This window comes from Stieleria mannarensis (assembly GCF_014154935.1).
Classification (GTDB): Bacteria; Planctomycetota; Planctomycetia; order Pirellulales; family Pirellulaceae; genus Stieleria; species Stieleria mannarensis.
The window spans coordinates 89,667-106,417 of sequence record NZ_JACEHH010000020.1; the positions used below are offsets into that span (position 1 = coordinate 89,667).

Genomic DNA, 16,751 nt, shown 5'->3' on the forward strand with positions numbered 1-16,751 from the left:
TCGACCGATTTGTTGCGGCGAGAATTCGAAAAAAAGATAGAACCTGGTTTTGACTGCCAATTTCCCCTTCTCTCGGTGGTCGCCTGAACAGGTCGCGTCAGGACGGACTCAATTGTGCCAAGCAATCCTTGCCGACCAAAACGTGCAACTGAGGCGGATCTGCACACTCAGCCCAAATCGCATCGAATCCGTCGATCAGATTGTTCAAATACGCAGCGTCCGAATCGACCAGCAAACGCGTCATCTCGGCCGCATCCGCACTGCACAGTAACCACTGGGCGTTGGCACGCGCGTGTGTTGCCCCGCGGCCTTGGGCGGCCAAGCCCAAAACCCGCAGGATCAACGCATCGTCGCCTTGCGTGACCCAGCCGACGGTTCCCAGTTGGGCGTCGGTCGGCCATTGATTCGGCGGCTGATCCATCGCAGCAAGCGAAACCGACAATCGCTGCTGAGTTTCTCCGCCCAGGTGCCGGGCGACAAACAGGCCTGCCGGCGGCGTTTTTGAAGCCGGTGGATCTGCCGGCGGGGATTGTGAGTTTTCAGAGGCTGGCGTTTGGCAAGCCGGCGGCAGCAATCGAAACATGCGTGTGGAATCGGATCGTTCGATGCTTGCCAGCGCCGATCGATGCGCTGCCAACCCGTCGGCTTCGTCGCTCGGATGGGCTCGCAACAACGTCGCTTTGTCGGTCGACCGAACGATCTGCCACAGATCCGGGTGGGAGTCGGATGGTTTCCCCGTGCCGGTCGCCGCGGCGGTCGGTTTCTGCGGCCGCGAGACTTTGCCGGCCGCGGCTGACGTTGGGGCGTCCAATTCAACGACGAACCGCATCTGTCCGGCTTCAATCCGATCGCCGCTGGACAGCGTGGTCTGTGTGACCGGAGTGCCGTTGCAGCAGGTCGCTTCCGCCAGTGCGGTCAACGTGCAATGATGGAAATCGCACTTCAGTTGAAATTGTTGGGGCATCATCCCGGAATGCGGAAAGGCGATTTCCGCGGACTCATCGCCGCCGACCACCACCGACTGTCCCGGGATCAGCCAAAACCGACGGCCGTGATTGATCTCCGAGGTGACTCGCACGACGACTCGCATCAGTTCCAAATCGCCTCAAACGGCATTCGTTCCAGTTCCTCGGGCAGGTAGGGCCGCAGCGCCTTGGCCGAGCCACGCCATAGAGTCGTCAGGCGTCCGCTGTCCGGGTGGATCACGATCGTGTGGATCACCGCTTGGGTGTCGTTCAGTTTTCCCTGTCGGCCGTCGGTTCGCAACGTCGGCACCTCGTCGGGCAACGTGAACCCCCACTGGTGATGCGTCGGATGGATGTTTCGCAACATCACCTGCTCTCCGCCGGTCAGGTGCGGCAGTTGCAGCGGCAGCGGGGCGCCGTTCAGACCCGCGATAAACGTCGACGGATTGCCGCGAAAGTCTTCATGCCAAATCTCCGCCGGCACGTAATTCGCTTCGATTTCGATCACCGAGGCGATTTCCGGATCGAACCAGGGCACGAACCCCATCAAGGCGTTGCGGGGAAACATGCCGTAATCGACCCAGTCGGTGGCGGCCGGCAGCGGCATCCGCGGCCACTGGTCGATGTCGCCGTAGGTCAGCGTCTCGGGGGTCAACAATTGGGACGGGGCTTCCAGATTGGGAAGCGGAATCGGCTGGAACGTCGCGGGGTCCAGTTCCATCAAGTAGCCCATCCCGCCGGCGTTGCGTGGGTAGCGAAACGGGCTGGCCGCTTCGAGATCGATCTCTTGGCCGCGATACTGATCGGCAAGTTCCAGGAACGGGTTGCCGTACTTTGCCTCCGAGAGCGTGTCGACGCCGCCGTAGGCGCGGGAAAAGCACAGCGGGACCTTTTCGACGGGCTGGGGAGACGAGAAATACAATCGGTTGGTCGTCGTCCGGTCGGCCATGCGGTCGCCGCTGACATGAATCATCATGCGATGACCGTTGACATCGACGCCGGCCAGAAACGCGCTGCGACCGTCGCCATAGGCGTGGCCTTTGACGATCACATCCGTTTTCTCTTTGTGAGGATGCAGATCGCTGTCTCGCTCCATCAACGCCGGATGATCTGCATTGGCCAGCGGCTCGCCACACAACGGCTCCTGTTCTTCATCGACATGCCAATGGTCGTCGACCCAACGATAGGTCCGCTTGGCCAAGACCGAGAGGATGAAATCACCGTTGGACGATCGTCCGGAAACCTGGGTCGCCAGCGGCAGCTCGTCCGTCTCCGTGGCATGGGAACTGCTTTGGTTCATTCGTAAGGTCCCGGGTTATCAGGTCCGCAAACGCCGCCGTCGTCGGGCGGGTAAGACGCATTGGGCCCGCCGTCGTCCGCCCCGCCAGCATCAGGCGTTCCGGCATCAGGCGTACCGGCATCAGGCGTACCGGCATCAGGCGTACCGGCGCCCGCATCGGGTGCAGGCGGTCCAGCATCGGGCGCTGGTGGACCGGCGTCGGGGGTGGAACTGGCTGGTGGTGAGGAGGGATGTTCGGGGACGCTCGGTTCGTTCACATAATCGGCGGCGCCTTGGGCCATCGAGGTGGGAATGTTCCCGACCGGGGTTCCGCCGACACTGACCTCGTCGACCAGCGTCGGGCCGCCGATCGTGGCATTGTCGGCGCCCATCGGCCCGCCGGTGAACCAGCCGGTGATGTTGCCGGCCAGTTCACTGGTGATGCTGGGAACGGCGTTGCGTCCGGTTTGAACGCGAGCGTTGTGGGCGTCGGCAAATTCACGGGCGACGCGATTGATGTCACGGCCCTTGATGCTCCGGCCGGACGAACGCAGGAATGCCTTGGCCGCCGCCTTGGACAACAGTTGTGGGCCGAAGCGATAGGTCAGGTAGGCGATCTGCATTTCAAATCGCGCCGCGATCAGCCCGCCCGCCTTGCCGCCGGCCCACTGCAGCAACGATTGCAACCCGAAATCGAGCAACATGTGCACCGAGCCATAAATCATGTCGGCCAGTGACATCGAAACCATGTGCGTGTTGAGTGCCAGCACCATCCCCGTCGGCGTGGGCACCGGCGTGCCGCAGTTCAGGTTCATGTTGACCATCAGCGACATGGCAACACAGATCGGTTTGCCTTCGGCCGGATACCGTGCGACGCCGAAATAGGACTTTGACGAACTGAGCGGGATTTCGATCGCCAACAGAACGCTGGGCGGTCCGATGTGCGGGATCAAAAAACCGATGTCCGTACCCTGCTGCATCGACATCCCGTACCCCATGCTCAGATGGGTCGGCGCGTATGAGGCGATCATGCTGGTCCCGATCAGCACCATGCCCGTGCGGTAGGGAACCGGCGAGGGTGCCGGCGAGGGCGATCCGGGCGGCCAGGGGATGTGGAAATCAATGCCCATCATCGGATGCCAGTGTTTCATCACGGCGTGCATTGATCTGCTCCCAAATTAAATGGTGTTATCGCCATCTGGTTGATTCCACGATTAGGTCTGCGGTGATCGCAATCGCAGCGCGCAACTGCGTTTTTGCAGGGGGTAAAAACGATAGCGAAACGGGTATCTCCAGCCGATAAAGACGCGTTTGGATTCACATTCGATTCCGATCTGATCGATCTTCAGCGGCGCCACGATTTGTTCCTCATCGAATTGCAGCACGACTTCCAGATCGGCATCCGGGATGGCAAAGGCAAGCGATCCGTGCGGGTAGACGCCATCGACGACGACGTGTTGACCGGGCTGAACGGAGTCGACGATCAAATGGGGAAACGCGCTGTTGAACATCCTGGGGTCCAACTTCTTCATCTCGCCGGTGACTTCATCGATCACCATGAACCTTTTTAGCTTCGGGCCGAACGCCATCGGAACCGTGCCGGTGGCGACCGGTTCGCTCTGGTCGTCCCACTTGGAAATCAGATGGTTGGGGGCTTCCAGATTCGGCAGCGGCGATCCGACCGCGCTTTCTTGCGACAGGTAGTATCCACGGCCGGCGGGATTGTCGCTGTAGGGGATGTCCAATTCATCCCAGACGTCGCTTCCGCCGTAGGCATGACTCAATTCCAGCGGCATGGATTGAAAGGGTTGTGGCTGGCCGGGGATCAGCTCGCCGTCGCGTTCGACCCAGACTCGGTCACCAAAAACCGAGACCGCCGATTGAAACGCGTCGCCGACGCGAACGACCACCTGGCCACGGGTCGGGTCATCGCGAAACGGGCACGCCTGGCCGAACACCAGGACGTCGACACCGCCGCGATAGAACACTTCGTCGCTTTCCATCGGCCCGCCGTGGGGACCTTCCCAGGGTTCGGCGGAAACGATCCAGGGTTGTTCCTGCGACAGCACCAGTCCCTTGTCGGTCAGCTGGTACGTGACGCGACAGGTCACCGACGCGCAGAACCGGTCTTCATCGATCGCGCCGCGAAACAACAGAGCCGGAAACGGGGTTGTGTTTTCTAATTCCATCGGAGGGGCTAGCAGTTCACTCGGACACGTTCGCCGTTCAGCCGGACATCATCGTTGGCTTTGACGTTGACATCGCCGAGTTCCGATTCGATCGATTGGCTACGTCCGATCGAATGCATTTCGCCGCCGCTTTTCAGGCTCAAGTCCCCGTCGGTCGACAACGCCATCGAATCGCGCGCGTGGATCGAGACCTTGCCGGCATCAAAGGCAAGCGGGCCGTCGACCGAAACCTGCAGCCCGGCGCCGTTGAGCATCAGGACGGGGCCCGATTCGGTGATCTGGATTTCCAGCCGACATTTACCGTCGACGGACATCAGGTGCACGGATTGACGCTGGCCATCCTCTCGCAATTGAAGTGATTGGCCGTGCCGCAGCTGGACGATCGTTGCGTCGGGTTGCGGGTCAGTGCTGGTGGGCGATTGTGTCATCAAATGCGATGCCTGTGGATTGTTTGCTACGAATTGACTTTGACGACGCCGCCGACGATGTTGACGGTTCCGGCACCGGCGATGTCGACCATCGGGCCGGAAATCTTGATCCCGCTGGGGCCGATCTCGACGACGGATCCGCCGACAGACAGCTTGATCATCGTGCCGGCGTTGATTTCCAGTGTGGTGCCCACGTCCAACGAATCGCTGCTGGCGACGGTCGTGCTTCGACTGGCCCCGGTGTTGTCTTCCTGTGAACCGGACACATTCAATGTGCGGTTGGCGCCGACGGTGATTTCGCGATTGGCGCCGACGCTGAGCGTGGAATTGGATCCGATCGAAACGTCTTGATTGGCCCCGACATTGACCGTGCGGTCGGCGCCGACGTTGATCTCTTGGTTGCTGCCGATGCTGACCGCTTCGTCGACCGAAACATCACGGGTGCGATTGTTCAGGACGTGTTCGCGGAGATCGTTTTCGATGGTCGAATCCTTGTCGAACTGTCCATGTTCGCGGATCAGTTCGTTGCCTTTGGTGTCGTCCATGACGTATTCGTTGTAGCCGCCACCGCCCTTGGTGCTGTTGGATTTGATGCCGCTGATGTTCTTGGAATCCGGCAGACCAAACGGCGGCATGTTTTGGGCGTGGTAGACGCGTCCGGTCACCAACGGTCGATCGGGGTCGCCTTCGAGAAAACTGACGACGACCTCTTCGTCGATCCGTGGGATGCTGATGCCGCCGAATCCGGAACCGGCATGGACTTGGGAGACGCGGATCCAGCAGCTGCTCTTGTCGTCTTTTTCGCCGTAGCGGTCCCAATGGAACTGGCATTTGACGCGGCCGAATTCATCGGGATAAATCTCCTCACCGGGTGGACCGGTGACGATCGCCGTCTGGACGCCGCTGATGATCGGTTTGGCGGTGCTGCGGGGCGTTCGGAAGACGCGTGAGGAAGGCAGACAGGTGATCGAGTTGCGGTACGCCAATCCCCCGTCGTCGCCGGTTTCATAGCCCATCGGTTCGCTGGCGCTGTGTTGGATCGCCGTGATCACGACCTCGGCGCCCTCTTCGTCACTGTCGCGATGCTGGTCGACGGTGAACCGCCCACCGGCCTGGAACGTTTTGCACAAACTGGTTGCCGAAACGAGATCGTGGCGTGTTTCTTCGGCCTCGATCCGCAGTCGCGTCTCGCCGCCGCCGACACTTTTGTCGCCGTATTCGCCGGGGTAGTCGTACATCTCGTAGTTGCCGATTTCGGGCAGGTCGACGACCGTTCCGGTATCGGTCCCCAGATCGTCGCTGGGGGTTTTGAAGTTGTAATCGCGTTGGGCCCACTTGCCCGGCACGAATTCGAACTTGCGTTCCCAGCTGGTCAGGTGGTCGTCGATGGCCCGCGATCCGGTGTCATCGGGGAAGTCGACGTTGGATTCGGGCAGCGTGTAATAGCCGTCCTTGTGATCGGTGATCACCATCTGGTGAGCACCTTCGGAGTGTTTGAAGTAGTAGAAGATGCCTTCTTGTTCCATCAGCCGTGACAAGAAATTGAAGTCCGTTTCACGGTATTGGACGCAGTATTCCCATTCCTTGTGGTCCAGCAGAAAGTCGGCCTTGTAGTCGGCGAATCCGTATTCTCCCAGCACCTCGTCGATGATGTCGGGGACCTTGGTGTCTTGAAAGATCTTGCAGTCGCTGGTTTGGGTGAGGAACCACAACCAGGGCACGACTTCGACGCGATAGTTGCGTCGGCCTTCACGATCGACGTCACCGCGGGACAGGCTTTTGACATGGCCGTGCCAGTGGCGGCGGGAGTTGTCGGCCAGCTCCACGCTCCAGCCGATCGGGGTGCCGACGATGTCTTGCGGCTTGATGCCGGGATCGTCGCTGATCAGTTCCAACTGGTAATGAAACAGCCGCCCCAGTTCTTCGTTGCCGGTCATTGACGTGAGCAGCAGCACATCGTCACCGAGAACCGTGTTGAGATTCAGGAGTCGGTTTTTCTGTTGAAGTGCCATTGCTTGATCAAAAGAGGGTGGGGTGGGGGAACGTCATGTTGTCTCGGTCGATCATCCGCCAGTGAGTGTCAAATTCATCATCAACGCGAACCGGTCCGCTTGCCACCACGGCAAACGGACCGAGCGCGAAATGTAGAGTCCAGCGGCGGATCAGCTTTCGCCTTCTTCGACTTTCCAGCTGTACTCGATGTTGCCCTTCTTCTTGCCCTTGGAATCGTTCTCGGTGTAGGTCACCTTGATCTCTTCGAAGTTCAATGAGAAGTCTTCGGTCGGCACCGACTCGCTTTGACCGGCACCGCCGATGTTGTAGCTGGTCACCAGAACATTGGTCAGTTCGTACCGATAGTAGGTCACGCGACCGGCATCGGTGTACGACGCGGTGACGTCGATTTCGACCTTCGGATAGACCTTGCCCTTGCACACCGATTCGGCGATTTTGGGGCTCGATTTATCCAGTTCCTTGGTGCAGGAGATGTCTTCCATGATGACGTCGCCGCGACGCCGCGTCGCCCCGGTGGCCGAGCCGCCGGGTTGATGGACCGCTTGGCTGAACGACAGCAAGTCGCTCCATCCCTTGTGGTCCTTGTCTTTGCATTCGCCGTCGACGCCATCAAATTTGATGTAAGCAGCCATGGTAAGTTCCTGGGGGTGAGGAAGGACGGAAACCGTAAGTCTTTTGCCTGGGCGATCAAGTTCGCCGCGATGCACACTAACGTTCTCGTCCCACTGTCACATTTGTTGCTAAGAACCGAATTGAAATTGTGGAAAATCCGTGCCGCGTCTTCGCCAAGCGGCCCCGCTCCGCCGATTGTAGAGGTGATGGGTTGGGCTGTAGCGGAAGTCGCCAGGGCTTTTGTTTTCAGGTGGCCGAAGCGGTTCTTGCAAGCCACGGACCCTCTCTGGCGCTTGCTTGCGGCGGAAACGCGCTCTCTCCCAGGGGACGCTCACGGGCATGGGGGAGTCCCCAGGCACTGAGTCAACACAGCGGCGAGATCCTGCAAACCCAGCTCGATCCGTGCCGGGAGGAGCGTGGTGAGTTGAGCGACCAGCTGAGTCGCAAACTCGTTGAGCATGTGCAGCGCTCTGCATCGATGCTTGAGCCAGCTGAGCGGAGTTGGCTCTCAGCGGAAGCACTCGAATCTGCATTTGGGCTGCTGAAGCGACGCGAAGGCCAGCAAAGCCGGAGTGGATTCACAGGCCCGATCGCAACGCTGCAACGCTTTTTCGCAAGTGGACGGTCGCAGAAGTCCGCGTCGCACTTCAGAGAACAAGCACCAAAGAGGCCCGCTCCGCGGCCACTCCGACGCGGGGCCTCTGGAGCGTCCCGTTCGCAGGCGCGAGGCCCAGCGCGAGCCCCAGCGCGAGGCCCAGCGCGAGGCCCGGCGCCCCGGCGACTTCGAAGTTTTCGCCTTTCTGGGGAACCTAGCGCCCCGCCGACGGCCTGAAAATGCCCTACGCTAACGAGTCGGTTTAGGAACTCGCATGACTCTTGCCCGGGCATGACCGCTGTGGAAGAAGTGCTGACAGATCTCGCCAATCGAATGTTCGTCGGTCCCGTTTGGCCGGCGTCGATTCTGGTTTGTCTGATGGTGATGTACACCCTGGTGGCCTTGATCGGGTTGATTGAACTGGATTTGGGGGCGCCCGACATCGATCTGGACGCCGACCTGGACATGGACGTGGACCTGGGCACGCCGGACCTGGACGCGGTGGATTTTGATGTCGCCGGTGGCGATGCCGAAGTCGGTCACCCGGTCGGATTGGACTTTTTGGGCGGGTTTGCGGCCACGACGGTCCGCTGGTCCAACTTCGGGCGTGTGCCGTTGGTGATCTGGTTCGGGGCATTCACCGTCCTGTTCTGGATGACCTCTTACGGCCTGTGGCACGCGTTTGACGCCTCACGTTACCAACCGTTCTGGCTGCCTTCGATCCTGCTCACGGTGCGCAACTTTGTCATCGCCGTGGTGGTGACCAAGTTTGTCACCCAGCCGGTGGTCGGAAAATTTTCGCCCGAGCCCGGTTACGACAAAGACCGGCTGCTGGGGGCAACATGCGAAATTTCGTCGATCGAAGCATCCCCCCGCTTTGGGCAAGCTAAGTTTCGGACGAATGCCGCTCCGCTTTTGTTAAATGTCCGCACCACGGGGGCAGTGATTCCGAAAGGGACGGAAGTGCGGATTACAGAGTTTGACCCAACCAAACGGATCTACACCGTTACTGAACTTGAACCGGAGACTGAATCGTGATGACTTGGAGTACTCTTGCGACCCCGCTGCTGGCCGAAGGCCTGCTGACGAGTGTCCTGATCGGCGTCGGGATTCTCTTTGTGGTGCTTCTGGGCATCGTCGCGACGATCAAGAAATGTTACATGGTGGTCGGCCCGGACCAGGCGATCGTCAAAACCGGGATGGGCAAGATGGATGTCGTCACCGGCAACGGCATGCTGATCGTCCCGGTGATCCATCGCTACGAATTGATGGATTTGTCGCTGAAAAGTTTTGAAATCAGCCGTCAAGGCAGCGAAGGGTTGATCTGTAAAGACAACATTCGAGCGGACATCAAAGTCGCCTTCTTCATCCGCGTCGACAGCAGCGAAGAAGAGATGAAGGAAGTCGCCGCGTCGATCGGTGCCCGCCGCTGTTCGGAACTCGATACCCTGCGTGAACTGTTCGACGCCAAGTTCTCCGAAGCATTGAAAACCGTCGGCAAGCAATTTGATTTTGTTGAACTGTACGACGAACGCGACAAGTTCAAGGATGAAATCCTGAAGGTCATCGGCACCGATTTGAACGGTTACCGATTGGACGATGCGGCGATCGACTATCTGGAACAAACGCCGCTGGAACTGCTCTCGCCAAACAATATCCTGGACGCCGAGGGCATCAAGAAGATCACCGAACTGACCAGTGCCGAAAAGGTCAAGGAAAACCAGTTCACCCGCGACAAGGAAAAAACGCTCAAAAAGCAAGACGTCGAAGCCGAGGAAACCATCCTGGCCCTGGAACGTCAACGCGTCGAAGCGGTCGAAAAACAGAAACGCGAAATCGCCGAAATCACCGCCCGCGAACAAGCCTCGGCACGAAAGGTCGAAGAAGAACAACGGCTGGAATCCGAACGGGCACGGATCGCGACCGAAGAAGAACTCGGCATCGCATCGGAGAACAAGGACCGCCAAATCCTGGTCGCCCAACGGAACAAGGAAAAAACCGACGCCGTCGAACTCGAACGCGTCAACCGAGACCGTGACTTGGAAGCCACCGAACGCTTGCGAGTGGTCGGTGTCGCCGAAGTCGAAAAGGAAAAGGCGATCGAAACCGAAAAGCGAAACATCCAAGAGGTGATTCGCGAACGTGTCGCGGTCGAACGGGCGGTCGTCGAAGAGCAAGAGCGAATCAAGGACACCGAAGAAATCGCCAAGGCCGAACGGGCCAAAAAGGTGCAAGTCACCGCGGCGGAAATGAAGGCCGAAGAGGAGCTGATTCGTCAAACCAAGCTGGCCCAAGCGGAAAAGGAAGCCAGCGAACTGTTGGCCGAAAAGATCCGCATCGAGGCCGAAGCCAAACGGGATGCGGCGGAGAAAGAAACCGCCGCGGCCAAGATGTTGGCCGAAGCCGATGCCGCCAAGGCTGCGGCGGCCGGACTGGCCGAAGCCCGCGTGCAAGAAGCCAAAGCCGTCAGTTTGGAAAAAGAAGGGTCGGCCCAAGCGACCGTCCTGGAAAAGAAAGCGGTTGCCGAAGCCAAGGGCATCGAAGCCAAAGCCGCCGCGGTCGAAAAGCAAGGCATGGCCGAAGCCAGCGTCGAACTGGAAAAGTATCGCAGCGAGGCGACCGGCATCACCGAAAAGGCCGAAGCGATGAAGATCTTCGACAGCGTCGGAAAGGAACACGAAGAGTTCAAGCTGAAGCTGAACAAGGAAAAAGAAGTCGAGATCGCGGCGATCGACGCCCAGCGTGGCATCGCCGAAAGCCAAGCCGGTGTGGTCGGCGAAGCACTCAAAGCGGCCCGCATCGACATCGTCGGCGGCGACGGCGAGTTCTTCGACCAGATCACTTCGGCCGTCAAGGGCGGAAAAGCGATCGACCGATTCGTCTACAACAGCCGCGTCGCGACGGACATCAAAGACACGTTCTTTGACGGTAATGCGGAGTACTTCCGCGACCAACTGTCGAAGATGATCGGTCAATTCAATTTGGACACCGACGGCGTCAAAGACCTGTCGATCGCCGCGTTGATCGCCAAGATGATGGGCATGGCCGACAGCGACGACATGCGGAGCCAATTGACCAGCCTGCTCGGGATGGCCGGATCGGCCAACATCGCCGACCAAAAAGCCAGTCGCTTGCTGGGCGGCAGTTCCGACAATGGTAAAAAACTGAAAGGCGGTTTAGCGTAATCGGCAGCGTCACGGCCCCTCGCGATCGACCGCGAGGGGCCGTACTCTCGCTTCGCCCTTCGCTCTGTGAACAGAGACCGGCGAAGCCTTCCCAGGGCCGCCGCCAGCGGCCTGGGACTCAGCCCGCGATGCCCGATTGATTCCGACGCCTGATTTCCCAACCACCCTCCGGGAGCCAATCCATGCCCGACTCCCAACTCGCCGCCGGCACCTACGAAGTTCTCCGCAATCGTTTGCGTGATGCCGCCGACGACCTGCGTACCCGGCTTGCCAAACTGAACGAGTCGCGTGCGGAAGTCTTTGGCAACATCGAGACCAAGCTGATCTCGACCGAACGCGTCACCACCGAGCACAACTGCGTCCCCCGCGACCTGGTTTCCGTCGGCGACAAGTTCCTGTTCGGCTACAACGTCCAATTCGGCTTGAAGACCGAAATCGAACTCTCGGATGTCTTTTCGGCCTACCGGTTCGAAGACAACCAGTTCCACGAAGCGACGTTGGATCTGATCGGCGATTCGCGTTTTCACAACGATTTCAGTGAACTGTATCGGTTCTACAAAGACACGCGTTTTTCGCGGTTTTATCGCTCCGGCCCGATCCTGCACATGGTGTTCCAGGTCGGCAAAACCACTCGCGACATCAAATCGTTTAAATGGCGGGTCGCGCCCGACGCGATCGAGTACGTCGACAACCGCAGTGACCATGAAGTCAAAGAGCCCGCCCAGCACGAGTTCCGCTGGACACGCACCACCCGCGACCAACATCACTACGGCGAACACCCCCACATCTCGATCGAAGACATCGTGTTTGTGGAAACCGTCGGCGGCGACCTGACGATCAAGGTCGAAAACAACACCAGCAGCGGCGAAGGCATCTACGCCGAACCGGTCGACAACCCCGACCAAACGCTCGACGACGCCGAGATCTATTACGCCGTCCTGGGCAACCTGGTGTTGCTGAAGATGAAGCCCTACCAGGAAGACGACTTCCGATACCTGGTTTTCAACAGCAAGATCCAGCAGGCGATCCGGTTGGACGAAATCGCCGAAGCCTGCGTCATGCTGCCGGGCGACCAGGGGCTGATCTTCCCCGGCGGTTATTACCTGCAAACCGGTGAATTCAAACGGTTCGAGACCGGACTGAGCGACATGCGTTATCAACGTACCGTCGCCGCGTCAAACGGTGAGGACTACCTGTACCTGTTCTACGCGCCGACCTCGGGGACCTATGTCCAACTGCGTTACAACCTGATCAAGCAAACCGTTGACACGCCGCTGATCTGTCACGGACAAACCTTCTTCGAACGCGGCGAAATGGTCTGTTTCCGCGGTCAGGAAGAAGCCCAGAAACACCACGCGGTGCAGATCTGGCAGACGCCGTTCACCGGACCCAATTTCGTCCCCGAAAACCAAACCGATTCGCTGCTGTTCAAAATCGGCAACAAAGAGATCGTGCGGGGGATGGCCGAGTGCAGTGAGTTGCTGCAGTTGATCGACAAAGACGATAGCTACGAAGGCCTGTACGTCGACCTGAACAAAAAATCGTCCGACGTTCTGGACAGCTACTTCTGGATCGACAAGCCGGAAACGGAAAAACTGGCCGAACCGCTGCAAAAGATTCGCGAAGCGTCCAACGCGGCGGTCGAAGAATTCGACAAGGTCGTCCGGGCCCGGCGCGAAACGGATGCGCGCACCAAAGAGGTTTCGGCGGCGATCGAGGCGCTGATCAAGAAAATCGAACGCAGCCGTTTCGAATCGATCGACGACTTCGTGACCTCGCTGGCCGAACTGCGAACCCAACGCGGACACGCGTTGGGGCTGAAGGAACTCCGCTACGTCGATATGGAGCTTGTCGACGAACTAGAGAGTGCCACGGCCGAACGCAGCGAACGATTAAGCCGCCGCTGTGTCGACTTTCTGCTCACCCCCGGCGCCCTGGATCCCTACATCACGCGCATTGCCGCGGCCAAGGATCGCGTGGCCGAAGTCGCGACGGTTGCCGAATCGAAGTCGCTGGGGGAAGAAATTGACGCCGCCGCATCGCAGCTGGAATTGTTGACCGAAACGGTCAGCAACCTCCGGATCGACGACGCAACCAAACGCACCGAGATCATCGACGCGATCGGCGACGTGTTTGCCTCGGTCAACCGCGTCCGCAGCGCGCTCAAAGCCCGCACGTCCGAATTGGTCGGTGTGGAAGGCCGCGCCGAATTTGCGTCCCAGTTGAAACTACTGGAACAAACCACGTCGGGCTACTTGGACGTCTGCGACAGCCCTGATCGATGCGACGAATACCTGACCAAGGTGATGGTGCAGCTGGAGGAGCTGGAAGGCAAGTTTGCCGAGTTCGATGACTTTATCGAGCAATTGGCCGTCCGCCGCGAAGAGGTGTACGCGGCGTTTGAATCCCGCAAAGTGCAACTGGTCGAGAAACGCAACCGCCGCGCCGAATCACTGGCCTCGGCGGCCGATCGGATTCTCAAAGGCATCGACAATCGCGTGCGGTCGATGGAGTCGGCCGACGACATCGCGGCCTACTTTGCCGGTGACTTGATGGTCGAAAAGGTCCGCGACATCATCGACCAACTGCAGGAGCTCGACGACGCCGTGCGGGTCGGTGATCTGCAAAGCCGGATGAAAACGATCCGTGAGGATTCGGTCCGTCAGCTGAAGGATCGCCAAGACCTGTACGAAGACGGCGGCGACATCATCCGTCTGGGAAAACAGAAGTTCGCCGTCAACACCCAGCCGCTCGATCTGACCACGGTCCTGCGCAACGACGCGATGTGCCTGCACCTGACCGGCACCCAGTTTTTTGCCCCGCTGGACGATCCGGCGCTGTCCGACGCCAAGGACCTGTGGAATCAGGAACTGATCAGCGAAAACCGCGACGTCTATCGCGCGGAGTTCCTGGCGGTGGATCTGTTCAACAACCGAAGCTCACACGGCCAGACGCTGACCGCCGAGACTGTCGACGCCGGCTGGATTCAATCGCAAATCGGTGGGCGATTCGACCAGGGCTACGCCAAAGGCGTGCACGATCACGACGCCGCGATGATCCTCCAGACGCTGCTGCAGATCGACGCACGGATTGATTTGCTGGGCCATCCGCCTAGCGTTCGCGCGGCCGGCTTGCTGTGGTTTGAGAAGCTGTTGGATTCGGAAACACGAGGCGCGATGATCGATTGGATCGGCGGTTTTGCCAAACTGGCCAAAGCCTACCCGCACGCCGAACCGGCCGTCGAGTTTCGTCAGCGATTGACCGAATTGGCCCAGCAAGATCATCCGCTGTGGGGGCCGTTGTTCGATCACCACGTCACCTCCGCGGGAATCGCCAACTACCTGTTCGACCAACTCGTGCACGACGAACCGGAGTTGGCGTGCAGCTCTCGCACGGCCGGTCTGTACAAGGCCTTTACGGACTCGGTGCCCGAGGTCGATCGTCAGACCTTGCTCGAATCCGCGATGAAGAGCAATGAAAGCGATCCGGTTCGATCCTTTGTCCTGGCACGCAACTGGGCCAAAGCGTTCTTGGCCAATCACGACGGCGACAACCAAGTCGATCCGGCCCACTACTACCTGGACGAGCTGGCCTGGATCATCTTGTCCGGCGACCTTTCTGGATTTCGAATCGCCGAGGTCGAAATCGCGTCATCGCTGGGCGGCTTGGTGGGCAACCACGATCGGATCCAAGGCGGCAAGATGGTCGTCCACTATCACGAACTGCTTCGTCGCGTCGGTCGGTACATGTTGGACATCGTGCCGCGGTATCGAAAACTGAACGAAACCAAATCCAGGCTCGTCGACGCCGCCCGCGACGACATGCGGCTCAGCGAATTCAAACCGCGCGTCTTGACCAGCTTCGTCCGCAACCGGTTGCTGGACGAGGTCTACCTGCCGTTGATCGGCGACAACCTGGCCAAACAAATGGGCGCCGCCGGCGAAAACAAACGCACCGACCGGATGGGGTTGCTGCTGCTGATTTCTCCGCCCGGTTACGGCAAAACGACTTTGATGGAATACATCGCCAATCGCCTTGGGTTGGTGTTCATGAAAATCAACGGCCCGGCGATCGGGCATCAGGTCACGTCGCTCGACCCCGCCGAAGCACCCAACGCCGCGGCCAAGGAAGAGGTCGAACGATTGAACCTGGCGCTCGAAATGGGCGACAACGTGATGTTGTACCTGGATGACATCCAACACACCCATCCCGAGTTCCTGCAAAAATTCATCTCGTTGTGTGACGCGACGCGAAAGATCGAAGGCGTCAGCAACGGCAAAACGAGAACCTATGACTTGCGTGGCCGCAGGGTGTCGGTCGTGATGGCGGGCAACCCCTACACCGAAAGCGGCGAGCGGTTCCAGATTCCCGACATGTTGTCCAACCGCGCCGACGTCTACAACCTGGGCGAGATCATCGGGGATTCTGCCGATGCCTTCGAGATGAGCTACCTGGAAAATTGCTTGACCAGCAACGCCACGCTGGCCCCGCTTTCCTCCGCCTCACCCGACGATGCCCGTGCGATCATCCGCGCCGCCGAACGCGACACGATGGAAGGCATCGAACTGCAAGGCAACTTCTCGCCCGACCAGGTCCGCGACATGTACGAAGTCATGCGGAAACTGTTGCAAGTTCGCGATGTCGTGTTGCGGGTCAACCGGGCCTACATCCGCAGCGCAGCCCAGGCCGACGCCTATCGCACCGAGCCGCCGTTCAAGTTGCAGGGCAGCTATCGGAACATGAATCGCATGGCGGAAAAGGTCGCCAGCGTGATGAACGCCAAGGAACTGCAATCGCTGATCGTCAGCAGCTATGAACAAGACGCCCAGACGCTGACGACCGACAACGAAGCGAACGTGTTGAAGTTCAAGGAACTGATGGGGATCCTGACGCCGGAAGAAAAAGAACGTTGGGACGCCATCAAGTATTCGTTCGTCGAAAGCATCCGCATGCAGGGCCTGGACAGCGAGGATCAGGCGGGGCAATTGATGCGTCAATTGGCTTCGATGCGGGACGGATTGGAATCCATTCGCCAGGTCATCTCACGAGCGATCGCGGCCAGCGGCGACGGCAGCGAAGAACGCATGGACGCGCGCATGGATGCCCTACGGCACAGCTTGACCGCTTCGGCCGATCAACTCGCCGCGACGCTCAAGTCAACCGGCGAACAATTGCAACGCATCAGCGAGCATCAAGCAAACGCTCAGCCGCCCGATCAAAAGGTCTACGTGCAACACAAGGTCCCACGCGTGTTGGCTGATTTAATCAAAGGCCAATTCCACCTGATGCAGGAATGGCTGCGGCCGATCTTGAGCGAATCGATCGACAACGGCCGCGATTTGGAGCGGTTGAAACAGCAACTCGACGCCATGCGGGCCAACTACCGCGAGATCGAATCCACCTTTGACGCCGCCTCGGGCGACGAACCGGCCTGATGGGACCGTCCAGCTTGGGGCGATGCTTTTCTCAACGTACGATCGGGCTG

10 protein-coding genes are annotated in these 16,751 nt (G+C 59.4%); 3 read left to right on the forward strand and 7 right to left on the reverse strand.

What is annotated here, in order from left to right; genetic code table 11:
- Window positions 1-97 precede the first annotated feature (97 nt).
- The 7 genes from H1B37_RS15070 to H1B37_RS15100 all read right to left on the reverse strand — a co-directional run bounded on the left by H1B37_RS15070 (window position 98) and on the right by H1B37_RS15100 (window position 7,506).
- Complete coding sequence (locus tag H1B37_RS15070) at window positions 98-1,090, reverse strand: FHA domain-containing protein (RefSeq protein ID WP_182867485.1); 993 nt, start codon at window positions 1,088-1,090, stop codon at window positions 98-100.
- Window positions 1,090-2,265: a DUF2169 domain-containing protein gene (locus H1B37_RS15075; RefSeq protein ID WP_182867486.1), complete on the reverse strand. Its 1,176-nt coding sequence runs from the start codon at window positions 2,263-2,265 to the stop codon at window positions 1,090-1,092. Before H1B37_RS15075 ends, H1B37_RS15070 begins: the two co-directional genes overlap by 1 nt.
- Window positions 2,262-3,395 (reverse strand): hypothetical protein, encoded by a 1,134-nt coding sequence (locus H1B37_RS15080; protein WP_182867487.1) that lies wholly within the window; start codon window positions 3,393-3,395, stop codon window positions 2,262-2,264. The genes H1B37_RS15075 and H1B37_RS15080 overlap by 4 nt, the downstream gene beginning before the upstream one ends.
- A 63-nt stretch (window positions 3,396-3,458) precedes the next feature.
- Window positions 3,459-4,433, reverse strand: a complete 975-nt coding sequence (locus H1B37_RS15085; protein WP_182867488.1) for a DUF2169 family type VI secretion system accessory protein — start codon at window positions 4,431-4,433, stop codon at window positions 3,459-3,461.
- 8 nt (window positions 4,434-4,441) lie between these two features.
- Window positions 4,442-4,861 carry a hypothetical protein gene (locus H1B37_RS15090; RefSeq protein WP_182867489.1) on the reverse strand — a complete coding sequence of 140 codons (420 nt, stop codon included), beginning with the start codon at window positions 4,859-4,861 and terminating at the stop codon, window positions 4,442-4,444.
- A gap of 26 nt (window positions 4,862-4,887) precedes the next feature.
- Window positions 4,888-6,873 (reverse strand): type VI secretion system Vgr family protein, encoded by a 1,986-nt coding sequence (locus H1B37_RS15095; protein WP_182867490.1) that lies wholly within the window; start codon window positions 6,871-6,873, stop codon window positions 4,888-4,890.
- A 150-nt stretch (window positions 6,874-7,023) separates the two neighbouring features.
- Complete coding sequence (locus H1B37_RS15100) at window positions 7,024-7,506, reverse strand: Hcp family type VI secretion system effector (protein ID WP_182867491.1); 483 nt, start codon at window positions 7,504-7,506, stop codon at window positions 7,024-7,026.
- Between the two features lie 866 nt (window positions 7,507-8,372).
- On the opposite strand from H1B37_RS15100, the gene H1B37_RS15105 reads away from it, so the two are divergent.
- The 3 genes from H1B37_RS15105 (at window position 8,373) to H1B37_RS15115 (ending at window position 16,701) form a co-directional block, all read left to right on the forward strand.
- Complete coding sequence (locus H1B37_RS15105; RefSeq protein WP_182867492.1) at window positions 8,373-9,119, forward strand: OB-fold-containig protein; 747 nt, start codon at window positions 8,373-8,375, stop codon at window positions 9,117-9,119.
- Window positions 9,119-11,266, forward strand: a complete 2,148-nt coding sequence (locus H1B37_RS15110) for a flotillin family protein (protein ID WP_182867493.1) — start codon at window positions 9,119-9,121, stop codon at window positions 11,264-11,266. The genes H1B37_RS15105 and H1B37_RS15110 overlap by 1 nt, the downstream gene beginning before the upstream one ends.
- A gap of 182 nt (window positions 11,267-11,448) precedes the next feature.
- Window positions 11,449-16,701, forward strand: a complete 5,253-nt coding sequence (locus H1B37_RS15115; RefSeq protein ID WP_182867494.1) for a DNA repair ATPase — start codon at window positions 11,449-11,451, stop codon at window positions 16,699-16,701.
- Window positions 16,702-16,751 lie beyond the last annotated feature (50 nt).

Coding starts and splice junctions, on each gene's coding strand:
- H1B37_RS15100 (WP_182867491.1), bottom strand. CDS start 7,506: ATGGCTGCTTACATCAAATTTGATGGCGTCGACGGCGAATGCAAAGAC.
- H1B37_RS15105 (WP_182867492.1), top strand. CDS start 8,373: ATGACCGCTGTGGAAGAAGTGCTGACAGATCTCGCCAATCGAATGTTC.
- H1B37_RS15090 (WP_182867489.1), bottom strand. CDS start 4,861: ATGACACAATCGCCCACCAGCACTGACCCGCAACCCGACGCAACGATC.
- H1B37_RS15095 (WP_182867490.1), bottom strand. CDS start 6,873: ATGGCACTTCAACAGAAAAACCGACTCCTGAATCTCAACACGGTTCTC.
- H1B37_RS15085 (WP_182867488.1), bottom strand. CDS start 4,433: ATGGAATTAGAAAACACAACCCCGTTTCCGGCTCTGTTGTTTCGCGGC.
- H1B37_RS15070 (WP_182867485.1), bottom strand. CDS start 1,090: ATGCGAGTCGTCGTGCGAGTCACCTCGGAGATCAATCACGGCCGTCGG.
- H1B37_RS15080 (WP_182867487.1), bottom strand. CDS start 3,395: ATGAAACACTGGCATCCGATGATGGGCATTGATTTCCACATCCCCTGG.
- H1B37_RS15115 (WP_182867494.1), top strand. CDS start 11,449: ATGCCCGACTCCCAACTCGCCGCCGGCACCTACGAAGTTCTCCGCAAT.
- H1B37_RS15110 (WP_182867493.1), top strand. CDS start 9,119: ATGACTTGGAGTACTCTTGCGACCCCGCTGCTGGCCGAAGGCCTGCTG.
- H1B37_RS15075 (WP_182867486.1), bottom strand. CDS start 2,265: ATGAACCAAAGCAGTTCCCATGCCACGGAGACGGACGAGCTGCCGCTG.